13 protein-coding genes are annotated in these 13,120 nt (G+C 69.5%); 6 read left to right on the top strand and 7 right to left on the bottom strand.

Annotation, left to right across the window (positions count from 1 at the left end; genetic code table 11):
• Nucleotides 1-45: 45 nt before the first annotated feature.
• Nucleotides 46-1,203, bottom strand: a complete 1,158-nt coding sequence (locus tag AC5RWG_RS07380; RefSeq protein ID WP_494166690.1) for an AMP-binding protein — start codon at nt 1,201-1,203, stop codon at nt 46-48.
• A gap of 10 nt (nt 1,204-1,213) precedes the next feature.
• Nucleotides 1,214-2,164, bottom strand: a complete 951-nt coding sequence (locus AC5RWG_RS07375; protein ID WP_494023277.1) for a 1,4-dihydroxy-2-naphthoyl-CoA synthase — start codon at nt 2,162-2,164, stop codon at nt 1,214-1,216.
• Nucleotides 2,165-2,334: 170 nt separating this feature from the next.
• Between AC5RWG_RS07375 and AC5RWG_RS07370 the strand changes: the two genes are divergently transcribed.
• The 6 genes from AC5RWG_RS07370 to paaZ all read left to right on the top strand — a co-directional run bounded on the left by AC5RWG_RS07370 (nt 2,335) and on the right by paaZ (nt 8,887).
• A complete protein-coding gene (locus AC5RWG_RS07370) occupies nt 2,335-2,808 on the top strand; it encodes an SRPBCC family protein (RefSeq protein ID WP_494076355.1) in 474 nt (157 codons plus the stop codon).
• Nucleotides 2,809-2,984: 176 nt separating this feature from the next.
• Nucleotides 2,985-4,196: a thiolase family protein gene (locus tag AC5RWG_RS07365; protein WP_494076354.1), complete on the top strand. Its 1,212-nt coding sequence runs from the start codon at nt 2,985-2,987 to the stop codon at nt 4,194-4,196.
• Complete coding sequence (locus AC5RWG_RS07360; protein ID WP_494012823.1) at nt 4,196-5,059, top strand: enoyl-CoA hydratase/isomerase family protein; 864 nt, start codon at nt 4,196-4,198, stop codon at nt 5,057-5,059. The genes AC5RWG_RS07365 and AC5RWG_RS07360 overlap by 1 nt, the downstream gene beginning before the upstream one ends.
• A gap of 5 nt (nt 5,060-5,064) precedes the next feature.
• Nucleotides 5,065-5,928: a 3-hydroxyacyl-CoA dehydrogenase family protein gene (locus AC5RWG_RS07355; RefSeq protein WP_494001297.1), complete on the top strand. Its 864-nt coding sequence runs from the start codon at nt 5,065-5,067 to the stop codon at nt 5,926-5,928.
• A gap of 23 nt (nt 5,929-5,951) precedes the next feature.
• Nucleotides 5,952-6,659: a tyrosine-protein phosphatase gene (locus AC5RWG_RS07350; protein WP_494166689.1), complete on the top strand. Its 708-nt coding sequence runs from the start codon at nt 5,952-5,954 to the stop codon at nt 6,657-6,659.
• A gap of 158 nt (nt 6,660-6,817) precedes the next feature.
• Nucleotides 6,818-8,887 (top strand): phenylacetic acid degradation bifunctional protein PaaZ, encoded by a 2,070-nt coding sequence (gene paaZ, locus AC5RWG_RS07345; protein WP_494076351.1) that lies wholly within the window; start codon nt 6,818-6,820, stop codon nt 8,885-8,887.
• Here paaZ and AC5RWG_RS07340 read toward each other — a convergent pair.
• The 5 genes from AC5RWG_RS07340 to AC5RWG_RS07320 all read right to left on the bottom strand — a co-directional run bounded on the left by AC5RWG_RS07340 (nt 8,868) and on the right by AC5RWG_RS07320 (nt 13,096).
• Nucleotides 8,868-9,596, bottom strand: a complete 729-nt coding sequence (locus tag AC5RWG_RS07340; protein ID WP_494049490.1) for a nicotinamide mononucleotide transporter — start codon at nt 9,594-9,596, stop codon at nt 8,868-8,870. The two genes, paaZ and AC5RWG_RS07340, sit on opposite strands and share 20 nt — an antisense overlap.
• Nucleotides 9,597-9,619: 23 nt before the next feature.
• Nucleotides 9,620-10,294, bottom strand: coding sequence for a nicotinamide mononucleotide transporter (locus tag AC5RWG_RS07335; protein ID WP_494167105.1), 675 nt, complete (start codon nt 10,292-10,294; stop codon nt 9,620-9,622).
• Nucleotides 10,295-10,460: 166 nt separating this feature from the next.
• Nucleotides 10,461-11,090, bottom strand: coding sequence for a TetR/AcrR family transcriptional regulator (locus AC5RWG_RS07330; RefSeq protein WP_494000614.1), 630 nt, complete (start codon nt 11,088-11,090; stop codon nt 10,461-10,463).
• An 86-nt stretch (nt 11,091-11,176) separates the two neighbouring features.
• The gene (gene paaK / locus AC5RWG_RS07325) at nt 11,177-12,514 is read right to left on the bottom strand and encodes a phenylacetate--CoA ligase PaaK (protein WP_494000613.1); all 1,338 of its coding nucleotides are present in this window, start codon (nt 12,512-12,514) and stop codon (nt 11,177-11,179) included.
• A 78-nt stretch (nt 12,515-12,592) separates the two neighbouring features.
• Nucleotides 12,593-13,096, bottom strand: a complete 504-nt coding sequence (locus AC5RWG_RS07320; RefSeq protein WP_494074034.1) for a hotdog fold thioesterase — start codon at nt 13,094-13,096, stop codon at nt 12,593-12,595.
• Nucleotides 13,097-13,120: the final 24 nt, after the last annotated feature.

The following is a 13,120-nucleotide window of genomic DNA, read 5'->3' as shown; positions in this document are numbered from 1 at the left end:
GGAAGCGGAAGGCCGGTGCAGCCGTCGCCGCAGGAGTGGCCGATGTCACGGCGACGGCGGTTTCCCGCCACGCGAGCCGCGGTCGTGGCCGGCTCCCTCCGTCGCCGCACGGCGCAGGAGATCGGCCACGGCCAGTCGGTCCGGCTTGCCGTTGGGCAGCAGCGGCAGCGCTTCGAGGCGCACCAGGTGGCGCGGGACGGCGGGGGCGCCCAGCGCCCGGCGCACCCGGGCCTCGATGTCCGCTTCCGCGGCGGAGCCCACGACGGCGGCGCAGACTCTGGTGCCCCACTCGGGATCGTCAATCCCCGCCACCAGCGCGGCCTGGACGCCCGGCAGCCCCTCGATCGCCTCGGCGACGGCCGCCGCGGATACCTTGACGCCGCCGGTGATCAGCACGTCGTCCGCGCGCCCGATGACGGTCAGCGCGCCGGCGTCGTCCGTCTCGCCGAGGTCCTCGGTGCGGAACCAGCGCGTGCCGCCGGACGCGCTGAAATGGGCGTCGGTCAGCTGCGGATTGTCCAGGTAGCCCCCGGCAACCACGTCGCCGCCGATCAGGACCCTGCCTTGCTCCAGCCGGAGGGTGACCCCCTGGAGCGGGACGCCGTCGTACACGCAGCCGCCGCAGGTCTCGCTCATGCCGTAGGTGCGCACGATCTTCAGCGACTGTTTGGCCGCCTCCGCCCGCAGCGCCTCCGGCATCCGGGCGCCGCCGAGCAGGATGGCATCGAACCGGCGCAGCGCCTTGAGCGTTTCGGGCTCCGCCGCGGCGAGCAGCCGGTGCAGCTGGGTGGGCACCAGCGAGGTGATCCGGAACCGGTCGGTCAGGGCGGCTGCCGCGTCGGTGAACGCGCGGGCGGTGAACCCGCCGGACAGGTCCATCGCCCGGGGCCGGGTGCCGGCGTAGAGGGAGCGGACCAGAACCTGGAGGCCGGCCACGTAGTTCGGCGCCAGCGTCAGCAGCCACTGCCCCTCGCCGCCCAGCCGCAGGGCGGTGCCCATCGACGACGCGGCCAGCGCGTCGATCCCCAGCATGGTGGCCTTGGGCGTGCCGGTGGACCCCGAGGTCCGCACGACCGCGGCGGTCCCGGGAACCAGTCCGGGCGAGGACACCGGCACCGGGGTGCCGTCCGGGGCGAGTTCGACGGCGGGGCCCTCGCCGCCCAGCGCCGCGGTCAGCGCTGCCAGTGCCGGCTCGATGTCCATGCCGCCCGCCCTAGAAGTAGTAGGGGAACGACGACCAGTCGGGGTCGCGCTTGGCCAGGAAAGCTTCCTTGCCTTCGACGGCCTCGTCCGTCATGTACGCCAGGCGGGTGGCTTCACCGGCGAAGACCTGCTGGCCGGCCAGTCCGTCGTCAGCCAGGTTGAACGCAAACTTCAGCATCCGGATGGCCTGCGGGGACTGCCGGGCGATGTCCGCCGCGTATTCCAGCGCCACCTCCTCGAGCCGCTCATGGTCGACCGCCTCGTTGACGGCGCCCATGCGGACCATGTCCTCGGCCGAGTACTCCCGGGCCAGGAAAAAGATCTCGCGGGCGGCCTTCTGGCCGATCTGCCGCGCCAGCAGTGCCGAGCCGTAGCCGGCGTCGAAGCTGCCGACCGTGGCGTCGGTCTGCTTGAACTTGCCGTGCTGCCGGGAGGCGATGGTCAGGTCGGACACCACGTGCAGGGAATGTCCGCCGCCGGCGGCCCAGCCGTTGACGACGGCGATGACCACCTTAGGCATGGTCCGCATCAACCGCTGGACTTCCAGAATGTGCAGCCGGCCGGCGCGGGCCGGGTCGATGAATTCGGCCGACTCGCCGGCCGCGTTTTCCACCGGGTACCGGTAACCGTCGCGGCCGCGGATGCGCTGGTCGCCGCCGGAGCAGAACGAGTGGCCGCCGTCCTTGGGCGAGGGGCCGTTGCCGGTGAGCAGCACGGTGGCCACATCGGGCGTCATCCGGGCGTGGTCCATGGCGCGGTACAGCTCGTCCACGGTGCCGGGCCGGAAGGCGTTGCGCACTTCCGGCCGGTTAAAGGCGATGCGCACCGCCGGCAGGTCGCGCACCACGTTGCCGCTTGCGTCGCGCTCCACCTGGCGGTGGTAGGTCATGTCCTGGAAGTCGAAGCCTTCCACCACGCGCCACCGCGCCGGGTCGAAGAGGTCGGAAACCTTCTCCGGCAGGGCAGGCTGCGCCGGGACTCCGGCGTGGCCGGCGGTAGTGTTGGCGGTACTGGCTGGGGCGGGGCTCTCGGAAGTCACCCTTCGAGTTTATCGTTGCCGTTCCGCGGCTGCGCCGGGAGCAGCCCCTCCACTAGGCTGTTCGAAACCTGACTCCTTCCGAAAGAGCGACCGTGGGCCATCACCTTGAAATAGTCCGGCACGTCAACGCACCGGTCGACGCCGTGTGGCGCGTGATCACCGACATCCCCGGCTCCGCCCGGACGCTGAGCTCCGTGACGCGGGTCGAGATCCTGACGCCCGGCGACTACGCCGAGGGCTTCCGGTGGCGCGAAACCCGCAAGATGATGGGCAAGGAAGCCACGGAGGAGATGTGGGTGGCGGACGTCGACGCGCCGGCGTCGACGACGGTCAAGGCGGCATCGAACGGCGCCGACTACACGACGAGGTTCACGCTCGCTCCCGTGGACGGCGGCACCCGGCTGGCCATGTTCTTCGGGGCCGAGCTGGAGAACCCGGGAACGCTCTCGAGGCTGATGATGGCGCTCTTCGGAAAGCTGGGATTGCGCGTGGCGGGCAAGCAGATGGCCAAGGACCTAAAAGAGATCGCCGCCAAGGCCGAGGGCAGGGACGAAACCGCCGGTTGAGCCGGCCGGGTTCCGTCGGGGCGCTGCCTCGGACCTTCTGCGTCACGGCAGTTGACCCCTCCCCGGCGGCGTGGGATTCTTTATAGAACGGTCGGTCGGTAATTTCAGTCGCCTGCGGCAGCCGAAGCGACCGCTCATCGTCACCGTTGAACGATCAAGCGCGAGGGATTATTTCTATGGCTGAGGCATTCCTGATTGGCGGGGCGCGGACCCCGGTTGGCCGCTACGGAGGGGCGCTCTCGGCGGTCCGTCCCGACGACCTGGCGGCGCTGGTCGTCAAGGAAGCCGTGGTCCGGGCAGGCATCGATCCGGATGCCGTCGAGGAGGTCATCCTCGGCAACGCCAACGGGGCGGGCGAGGAAAACCGCAACGTGGCCCGCATGGCCTGGCTGCTGGCGGGCTACGGCGACCACGTTCCCGGCATCACCGTTAACCGGCTGTGCGCCTCCGGCCTGAGCGCCATCATCCAGGCGTCGCACATGATCAAGGCCGGCGCCGCGGACATCGTCATCGCGGGCGGCGTCGAATCGATGAGCCGCGCACCCTGGGTGCAGGAGAAGCCGGGCAAGGCCTTCGCCAAGCCGGGCGAGATCTTCGATACCTCCATCGGCTGGCGCTTCGTCAACAAGCGCTTCGCCAGCGGCGACCTCAGCCGCGACGGCAAGATGACCTATTCCATGCCTGAAACCGCAGAGGAAGTCGCCGACGTCTACGGCATTTCCCGCGAGGACGCAGACGCCTTCGCCGTGCAGTCCCACCAGCGGGCCATCGCCGCCATCGAGGGCGGCCGGCTCAAGGAAGAAATCGTCCCGGTGACGGTCAAGGGGCGCAAGGGCGACACCGTCGTCGACACCGACGAGGGACCCCGCCCCGGCACCACCCTCGAGGTCCTGGCCGGCCTGAAGCCCATCAACCGCGCGGACGGCGTGGTGACCGCCGGCAACTCAAGTTCGCTCAACGACGGCGCCTCGGCCATCGTGGTCGCCTCCGAGGCCGCCGTCAAGAAGTTCGGCCTAACCCCTCGGGCCCGCATCGTCGACGGCGCCTCGGCCGGCGTCGCACCGGAGATCATGGGCGTCGGGCCGGTGCCGGCCACCCGCAAGGTGCTGGACCGCGCCGGCTGGAGCATCGACGACCTCGGCGCCGTGGAGCTCAACGAGGCCTTCGCCACCCAGTCGCTCGCGGTGCTGCGCGACCTGAAGCTGGACCAGTCGATCGTGAACAACGACGGCGGCGCCATCGCCTTGGGCCACCCGCTCGGTTCCAGCGGGTCGCGCCTGGTGGTCACCCTGCTGGGCCGGATGGAGCGCGAAGGCGCACAGCGCGGCCTGGCCACCATGTGCGTGGGCGTCGGCCAGGGCACCTCCATGATCGTTGAGCGGGTCTGATGCTCTTCGACGACTACTCCTTCAGCACGCTGCGGCTGGACGAGCGGGAGGACCGCGTCCATCTCGCGCTGAACCGGCCGGAGGTCCGCAACGCCATCGACCAGGCCATGGTGGACGAACTGCATGCCGTCTGCGCCGTCCTGGAACGGGCGCCGAGGATCCTCATCTTGTCCGGCACCGAGGTCAACGGCAAGGGAATATTCGCCTCCGGTGCGGACATCTCCCAGCTGCGCGAACGCCGTCGTGATGACGCCTTGGCCGGAATCAATTCCACGGTATTCCACCGCATTGCCCAGCTGCCGATGCCGGTCATCGCGGCGCTCGACGGCTTCGCACTGGGCGGGGGAGCGGAACTGGCCTACGCCGCCGACTTCCGCATCGCCACGCCTTCCGTGAAGATCGGGCAGCCCGAGGTCGGCTTGGGCATCATGGCCGCGGCGGGGGCCACCTGGCGCCTGAAGGAACTGGTGGGCGAGCCGCTGGCCAAGGAGATCCTGTTGGCCGGCCGCATCCTGGACGCCGAAGAAGCGCTGGCGGCCCGCCTCGTCACCGAGATCCACGAGCCGGCCGCGCTCCTCGACGCCGCGCATGCGCTGGCCGACCGGATCGGCAAGCAGGATCCGCTGGCCGTGCGCATCACCAAGTCGGTGTTCCATACCCCGCGCGAGGCGCACCCGATGATCGACACCATCGCCCAGGGCATCCTGTTCGAGTCGCAGGCCAAGTTCGACCGGATGCAGGCCTTCCTAGACAAGAGCGCGGCCAAGAGCGCAGCCCGCAGTGCGGTCAAGACGGCTGCCGCCGCCCCGGACGGGGACGCCGTCCGAAGCCCCGGCGCCGCAGAGCAGCAAGGATCGAAGTGAGCGAGATGAATTCTGTGCAGACTATTCCCAACAACGTCGGTGTCCTCGGCGGCGGGCGCATGGGCGCCGGCATCGCCCACGCGTTCCTGACGGCGGGAGCCGACGTCGTCGTGGTGGAACGCGACGAGGCCGCCGCCGAGGCGGCCCGCGAGCGCGTGACGGGGGCCTTGGCCAAGAGCGTGGAGCGCGGCACGGCCACCGAACCCCTTGACGCGCTCAAGTCCCGGCTGTCGGTCTCCGTCGACTACGGTTCGTTCGCCGCGTGCGGGCTGGTCGTGGAAGCGGTGCCGGAGGACTTCGAGCTGAAGGCCACCGCGCTGAAGGCCGTCGAGGCCCAGCTGTCCCCGACGGCCTGGCTGGCGACGAACACGTCCTCGCTGTCCATCGCCAAGCTGGCCGACCAGTTGCAGCGCCCGGCGAACTTCTGCGGCCTGCACTTCTTCAACCCGGTCCCGGCCTCGCAGCTGGTCGAAGTGGTGCTGGCCCCGAAGACGTCGGAAGAGCTCGCCGCCGCCTCCAGGAGCTGGGTCGAGGCACTGGGGAAGACCGCCGTCGTCGTCAACGACGCGCCGGGGTTTGCCTCCTCCCGGCTGGGGGTGGCCATCGCGCTGGAAGCCATGCGCATGGTGGAAGAGGGCGTGGCATCCGCGGCGGACATTGACGCCGCGATGGTGCTGGGCTACAAGCACCCGGTCGGCCCGCTCAAGACCACCGACATCGTGGGGCTGGATGTGCGCCTCGGCATCGCCGAATACCTCCATTCCACGCTCGGGGACCGGTTTGCCCCGCCGCAGATCCTCCGCGACAAGGTTGCCCGCGGCGAACTCGGCCGCAAGTCCGGCAAGGGTTTCTTCGACTGGGAGGACTAGCCGTCCGGCGGTAGGCTGCTGCAATGTCGTCCGAACAGCCCCGCGATGCCGGCGCTGTCGCCTGGGACGGCGCGGTCAACGCCCGCAGGGTGGCGGGGGACATCTTCCGCATGGGCCGCGCCGAATGGCTGACCGCCGCGGGCTGGCAGCAGGCGTACGACGACGGCGTGCGCACCATCGTAGACCTGCGGAACCCGGGCGAGCGCTCGCGCCGGCCGACCGATCCGGTGGTGCCGGCCGGGGCGCTGGACAAATTCACGGTGCTCAACCGGCCGACCGAAGAGCCCGGGCATGCGAAGTTCGCCAACAGCGCCCCGTACATGAACCACCCGCGTTTCTACCTGGACAACGTGCGGGTCTTCCCGCACCTGATCGCCGAGGTGTTCCGAACCCTGGCACACGCGGAGGGCGCCGTCGTCGTCCACTGCTCCGCCGGGCGGGACCGCACGGGCATGGTCTCCATGATGCTGCTGCAGCTCGCGGGTGTCCCGGCCGAGCGGATCGCCGACGCGCACGAGCTGGGCATCCGCGGCATTAACGACTGGCACCGGGTCAGCCCCTACCCGCATCCGGTGGAGCGGTACGTTGGCGGCGACGAGCTGGAGGCCCGGGTGGCGGAGATGCGCGGGTCCCTGCTGCAGGTCTTGGCCCAGCTGGAGGTGGAGCCGTTCCTGTTGCGCCATGGCCTGACGCCCGCCGACGTCGACGCGCTCCGCCGCCGGCTCGCCTGAATCCTTCGGCGGGCGGCGCCATGCGGTCACCGAAAAGGGGCTGTGCCGGCTGCGGCTGTCATGTAGGCTGGATACGTTACCGACCGACCGTTCAGTATTTTATGTCCCGCCCCATCCTGCGCCAGCACCGGGGCCGGGCGAAGAAAGGGCTGTCAACGATGACCTCTACCGCCGTTGATGTCGAAATTGTTCCCAGCTACATCCAGGATGCCTGGTGGACCCCCGAGGGCGATGTGTCCGGCACCGAGGTCCGTGATGCCAGCACCGGCGCCGTGCTCGCCCGGGTCAGTACCGACGGCCTCGACCTCGCCGCAGCCGTCGAACATGGCCGCACCGTCGGCCAGGCCTCGCTGGGCCGGCTCTCCTTCCACCAGCGCGCGCTCAAGCTCAAGGAGTTGGCTCAGTACCTGAACGCGCGGCGCGATGCGCTGTATGAGGTTTCGCACCGCACCGGCGCCACCAAGATCGACAACATGATCGACATCGACGGCGGCATCGGCGTGCTCTTCACCTTCGGGTCCAAGGGGCGGCGCGAACTGCCGAACTCGCAAATCGTGGTGGACGGCCCGGCAGAGGTGCTGGCCAAGGACGGCTCGTTCATGGGCCAGCACATCTACACCCGGATTCCCGGCGTGGCCGTGCAGATCAATGCCTTCAACTTCCCGGTGTGGGGCATGCTCGAGAAGTTCGCGCCGGCCTTCATCGCCGGCGTGCCCACCATCGTCAAGCCGGCCACTCCCACCGGTTACGTGGCCGCCGCCGCTGTGAAGCTGATCATCGAGTCCAACATCCTGCCGGCCGGTTCACTCCAGCTGATTTCCGGTTCTGCCCGTGACCTGCTGGACCATTTGGATTACCGCGACGCCGTGGCCTTCACCGGGTCCGCCGACACCGCGAACCTGCTGAAGTCCCACCCGAACGTGGCCCAGGGCGGCATCCGTTTCACCGCCGAGGCGGATTCGCTCAACGCCGCGATCCTCGGGCCCGACGCGGTGCCGGGCACCCCGGAGTTCGACGCGTACATCAAGTCGCTGGTCACCGAAATGACGGCCAAGGCGGGCCAGAAGTGCACCTCGATCCGCCGCGCCATCGTCCCCAAGGACCGCATGCAGGACGTCGCCGACGCCGTGCGTGCACGGATCGAACAGCGCGTCGTCGTCGGCGACCCGAGGGCCGAAGGCGTCACCATGGGCGCGCTCGCCTCGGTGGAGCAGCTTGACGACGTCCGCGCAGCCGTCCAGGCCATGATCGATGCCGGCGGCGAGCTCGCCTACGGCACGCTCGATTCGCCGCAGGTTACCCGCGCCGACGGGACCGTGGGCGACTCCGAGGGCGCCTTCATGTCGCCGGTGCTGCTGACCTGGGCCGATGCCGAGGCCGACGCCGTGCATTCGCTGGAAGCCTTCGGCCCGGTTTCCTCCGTCATCGGCTACGAGGACCTCGACGACGCCGTGCGGCTGGCTGCCAAGGGCTCCGGTTCGCTGGTGGCCACCGTCGCCACCAATGACCCCGAGGCCGCCCGCGTGCTGGTTACCGGGATCGCCGCCCACCACGGCCGCGTGCTGGTGCTCAACCGCGAAGACGCCAAGACGTCCACCGGCCACGGTTCTCCCGTGCCGCACCTGGTCCACGGCGGACCGGGCCGCGCCGGCGGCGGCGAGGAATTGGGCGGCATCCGCTCCGTGCTGCACCACATGCAGCGCACCGCCATCCAGGGTTCGCCGAACATGCTTACCGCCGTGACCGGCGTGTGGCATACCGGCGCCGACCAGTACTTCGACGACGTGCACCCGTTCCGCAAGAACCTGGCCACACTGCGGATCGGCGACGCCATCCGCTCGGAGCTCCGCCAGGTCACGCTGGAGGACATCACCGCGTTCGCCAACGAAACCGGCGACACCTTCTACGCCCACACCAACCAGGAGGCCGCCGCCGCCAACCCGTTCTTCCCCGGCATTGTGGCGCACGGTTACCTGCTGCTGGCCTGGGGTGCCGGGCTGTTCGTGGAGCCGGCACCGGGACCGGTGCTGGCGAACTACGGCTTGGAGAACCTGCGCTTCATCACTCCGGTGGCAGCCGGCGACTCGATCCGGGTGACCCTCACCGCCAAGCGCATCACCCCGCGCGAGACGGACGAATACGGCGAGGTCGCCTGGGATGCGGTGCTGACCAACCAGAACGACGAGATCGTCGCGACCTACGACGTGCTCACACTGGTGGAGAAGTAGCCGGAGCTCCTCCTCCTGCCGCGTCCCCGGCGGCCCGGGCCCCGGGGACGGGCAGGAACACCACCGTGTGCCAACGCCAGAAGGCGAACAGCACCAACAGCACGGTGGCGCCGTACAGCAGCTGCGGCGTCGGCTGGCTGGGAAAGACCAGCGAGGTGGCCAGCTGCACCACGGCAAAAGCCAGCCACAGCCACCAGGCCTCATAGATCCGGTGCGCCAACCCCAGATACACCACCGTCATCACCGCCGCGTAGAACGCCTGGAGCAGGAGGACGGTCAGCAGGCCGCCCTCCAAGGGAAAGCCCGCCTGAATGTCGCTGGCCACGAAAACCACCGTGGCGGCGATGAGGACCAGCACGGCGGCCGCCCAGGTTCGGCCCGTTGCCCGCTGCACCCACACCGCCGGACCGGCTGCACCCGGCGCAAGGAGCGGGGCGGCGGACCGCCAGCGCCACGCGCCGTAGCAGGGCAGCAGCAGCGCCACGCCTATCGAGGCATCGACGAAGAACCCGCCGCCGCCGTCGAAAGCCGGCGTGAGCAGCAGCAGGAAGACCAGGGCCTCCTGCACCAGCAGCACGGGCCAGGCCCAGCGGGAGTGGAGGCCGAACAGGAAGACCGTCAGCAGGCCCACCGACGCCTGCAGGTAGCCCACGGAAACCAGCGCGCCGGCAGGACCGTCCAAAACCTTCAAGGCCATGATCCAGTCCATGCCGCCGCCCTCCCGTCAGCTGGTTATGCGGCCCGTCCCGCCGGGCCAGGCCCGGGAGCGGCCGGACGACCGGGAGCGGCCGGACGCCCCGGTCGCACCGGCGCCAACCGGTGTTTGCTCCGCACCGGCCGCCGCAAGGCCGCCTGCCAGCCCAGGTAACCAACGACCTGGAGGCCGGCCGCTATCGCGCCGTACAGCGAGACCCAGACCGGTGCGTCCCGGATGGCGGAGAGGAACATGGTGGACAGCGAGAGCGCAACGCCCAGCCACCACGACTGCAGGATGCCGTGGGCGAAGCCCAGGTACATGACGGCCGGGAGTGCGGCCAGCAGGGCGTTGAACAGGTACAGGGGGCCGATCTCGGCAACCGGGGTGACGCCGGCGAACCCGTTGAGCAGGAACAGCAGCAGCAACAGCCCGGCACCGATTCCCCACTCACGCCCGTGGGCGGAGCGGAGCGGGACACGGACGCCTTCCCGCCGGTACTGGGTCCACTTCCACAGGCCGTAGAGGGCAGCAGCCAGCACAAAAACGGTGCTGGTGTTCAACCGGCCGTAGGGGATCCCGGTGGCCAGCAGCACGGCGGTTGCGGCCACCGGCAGCAACCAGGCCCACGGCACGCGGTAGGCGAACAGGACAATGGCGGCGATCGTGAGCGCCATGCTGAGCGCCGAGACCCACCCGAACTCCCCATCCATATCGATCACGTCCCCATAACATCGAATGGTGAGGTCAGCCTAGCAGGGGAGGACGGCGAATTCAGCAGGTACGCCGGCTCCGTCGGGCGGCCGCGGATCCGCGAGGGTTCGGCCGGCGCTGCCGCCGGGAATCAGGCGTTGGTGCGGGCCGGCGCTGCGCCGGGAGTCAGGCGATGACGCGGGCCGCGGCAGGCAGGTGGAGGCCGTCGAACATCATGGCGATCAGGTCGTCGGCGAGCTTCTGCGGGGACAGCGATCCGCCCGGTTTGTACCACTCGACAATGGAGTTGATCGTGCCGAACAGCAACCTGGCCGTGGTCCTCGGGTCGATGTCCCCGCGCAGGGAGCCCTCGGCCCGGGCGGCGTCCACCAGGTCCGCCACCTTGTGGTCGAACGCGCGCCGGCGGTCCAGCGCGTCGCGTTCGATCTCGGTGTTGCCGCGCAGGCGCAGCAGCAGGGTGACGTAGGGCAGTTTTTCGCACAGGACCTGGACGGTGCCGCGGAGCACGAACTCCAGGCGCGCATCCGCCCGGCCGGCGGAAGCCGACGGGTTTTCGAGCACGCCTTCCAGGCTGCCGAGGGCCTCATCCAGGGCCAGGCGCAGCAGGTCGCCCTTGGAGGGCACGTGGTGGTAGATGGCGCTCTTGGAGATGCCCAGGTTCTCGGCGAGGATGCCCATGGAGGTTGCCTCGTAGCCGTGCTTGTTGAACACGGCGACGGCGACGTTCAGCACCGACTGCTGGTCGTAGCCCGGGCGGCCGCGGCGGGCGGTCTCCTGGGTCCTTGTTTTCGCCATGGTCCTATTCTCCCACGACCGTTAGGTCAGTTATGCGGCGGGCGGCGCCTGCACAGGCCTGCTGCCGCCCGCCGTTCCCACATCCGTCAGGCGTTGTCGCGCAGGTCGTAGACCCGGCGCAGCTTGCCGCTGGACCGCGCGAGGGTGCCGGGGTCCGCGACCACGATCTTGCAGCTGGAGCCGACGTGGATCTTGATCTGGCGCTGCAGCTCCCGGGCCGCTTCGGTTGCCTTGGCGGGGGTGCAGTCTTCGCGGCGTTCGATCTTGACGGTCAGCTCGTCCATCCGGTGCGGCCGGCTGATCTCCAGCTGGAAATGCGGGCTCAGGCCGGGGATGCGCAGGGCGATCTCCTCGATCTGGGTGGGGAAGAGGTTCACGCCGCGCAGGATGATCATGTCGTCCGAGCGCCCGGTGATCCGGCCGATGCGGCGCATGTTCGGCCGCCCGGTGCCGGGCAGCAGCCGGGTGAGGTCGTGCGTGCGGTAACGGATCACCGGCATGGCCTCCTTCGTCAGCGACGTGAACACCAGCTCACCGGACTCGCCGTCGCCCAGCACCCGGTCGGTGAGCGGGTCGATGATTTCCGGCCGGAAGTGGTCCTCCCAGATGGTGGAGCCGTCCTTGTAGTCCACGCATTCGCCGGCGACGCCGGGGCCCATGACCTCGGAGAGGCCGTAGATGTCGCAGGCGTCGATGTCCAGCTTGCCCTCGAGCTCGTGGCGCATCTCATCGGTCCACGGCTCGGCGCCGAGCACGGCGACCTTCAGCGACGTCTTCGCGGGATCGACGCCGGCGTGCTCCATCGCGTCCACGATGGTGAGCAGGTAGGTGGGGGTGCAGAGAATGGCGTCCGGTTCAAAGTCCTGGATCAGCTGGATCTGCTTCTCGGTCTGGCCGCCGGACATGGGGATGACGGTGCAGCCGAGCTTCTCCGCGCCGTAATGTGCCCCGAGCCCGCCGGTGAACAGGCCGTAGCCGTAGGCATTGTGGACCTTCCAGCCCTTCTTGACGCCGGAGGCGCGGATGGAGCGCGCGAACAGCGTCTCCCAGTTCTGGATGTCCCGGCGGGTGTAGCCCACCACGGTGGCGCGGCCGGTGGTGCCCGAGGAGGCGTGGATCCGGGCCACCTCCTCCTGCGGCACGGCAAACATGCCGAACGGGTAGGACCGGCGCAGGTCTTCCTTGTCCGTGTAGGGGAACTTGGCCAGGTCGGACAGTTCCTTGAGGTCCTCCGGGCGGACGCCGGCGTCGTCGAACTTCTGCTTGTACATGGGTACGCGCTCATAGGCGTAGGCGACCGTGTGCTGCAGGCGCTTCAGCTGGAGGGCTTCCAGCTCGTCCCGGCTCATCAGCTCCTCCGGGTCGAGGGTGTCCTCGGCGGCGGGAGTCGTCTTGCGGGCTTTCGTACCGGTGGTGGTCGTCATGGGAACGGTCCTTTAATGCGGGTCGGGCAGTGCTGTCGGTGAAGGCTGGGGGCGTCGCTGTCGAAAGCTGCGGCGCAGTCAGGGCTTTCGCTGGTTGCGGGCGGGGTTGGGGACGGTGCGGGAACGGCCGCGGAATTCGAGCAGAACGTCGGCACCGCCGTCCGGTTTCTCCTGGGTGACGGTGATGTCGTACAGGCCGCTCCGCCCGGTCTGGTTGACCAGCCGGGCGGTTGCGGTCAGCAGCCGGCCGGCGAATCCCGGGTTGAGGAAATTGACGTCGACGCCGGAGGCCACCGTGATGGTGCTGCCGTCGCCGTCGGGGTCGTTGCAGGCCAGCGCGAAGGCCACGTCGGCGAAGGCGAACACCATGCCGCCCTGCGCCATGCCGAAGCCGTTGAGCATCTCTTCGCGCAGCCGCATCTCGACCACGACGTCGCCAAACTCCGCCTTCACGACTTCCACGCCCATCCAGCGTGCGGCCTGGTCGTTGACGAAGGCCGGGTGCACGGGCCGTTCGCCCGGCTGCAGCTCGTTGCTTTCCGCCGGAACGTCCCGGGAAGTGTCGACGTCGATGTCCGTCATGGAAGCCCCTCGCTGTTCATTACC

Source organism: Arthrobacter sp. Y3221160 (genome assembly GCF_059092585.1).
The sequence above is the reverse complement of the archived record's forward strand: the minus strand, read 5'-3'. Positions and strand labels throughout refer to the sequence as shown.

Bases quoted from the DNA above. Each gene is read 5' to 3' on its own strand.
- AC5RWG_RS07350 (WP_494166689.1), top strand. From the start codon at position 5,952: ATGTCGTCCGAACAGCCCCGCGATGCCGGCGCTGTCGCCTGGGACGGC.
- AC5RWG_RS07355 (WP_494001297.1), top strand. From the start codon at position 5,065: ATGAATTCTGTGCAGACTATTCCCAACAACGTCGGTGTCCTCGGCGGC.
- paaK (WP_494000613.1), bottom strand. From the start codon at position 12,514: ATGACGACCACCACCGGTACGAAAGCCCGCAAGACGACTCCCGCCGCC.
- AC5RWG_RS07320 (WP_494074034.1), bottom strand. From the start codon at position 13,096: ATGACGGACATCGACGTCGACACTTCCCGGGACGTTCCGGCGGAAAGC.
- AC5RWG_RS07380 (WP_494166690.1), bottom strand. From the start codon at position 1,203: ATGGACATCGAGCCGGCACTGGCAGCGCTGACCGCGGCGCTGGGCGGC.
- AC5RWG_RS07340 (WP_494049490.1), bottom strand. From the start codon at position 9,596: ATGGACTGGATCATGGCCTTGAAGGTTTTGGACGGTCCTGCCGGCGCG.
- paaZ (WP_494076351.1), top strand. From the start codon at position 6,818: ATGACCTCTACCGCCGTTGATGTCGAAATTGTTCCCAGCTACATCCAG.
- AC5RWG_RS07330 (WP_494000614.1), bottom strand. From the start codon at position 11,090: ATGGCGAAAACAAGGACCCAGGAGACCGCCCGCCGCGGCCGCCCGGGC.
- AC5RWG_RS07360 (WP_494012823.1), top strand. From the start codon at position 4,196: ATGCTCTTCGACGACTACTCCTTCAGCACGCTGCGGCTGGACGAGCGG.
- AC5RWG_RS07365 (WP_494076354.1), top strand. From the start codon at position 2,985: ATGGCTGAGGCATTCCTGATTGGCGGGGCGCGGACCCCGGTTGGCCGC.
- AC5RWG_RS07335 (WP_494167105.1), bottom strand. From the start codon at position 10,294: ATGGATGGGGAGTTCGGGTGGGTCTCGGCGCTCAGCATGGCGCTCACG.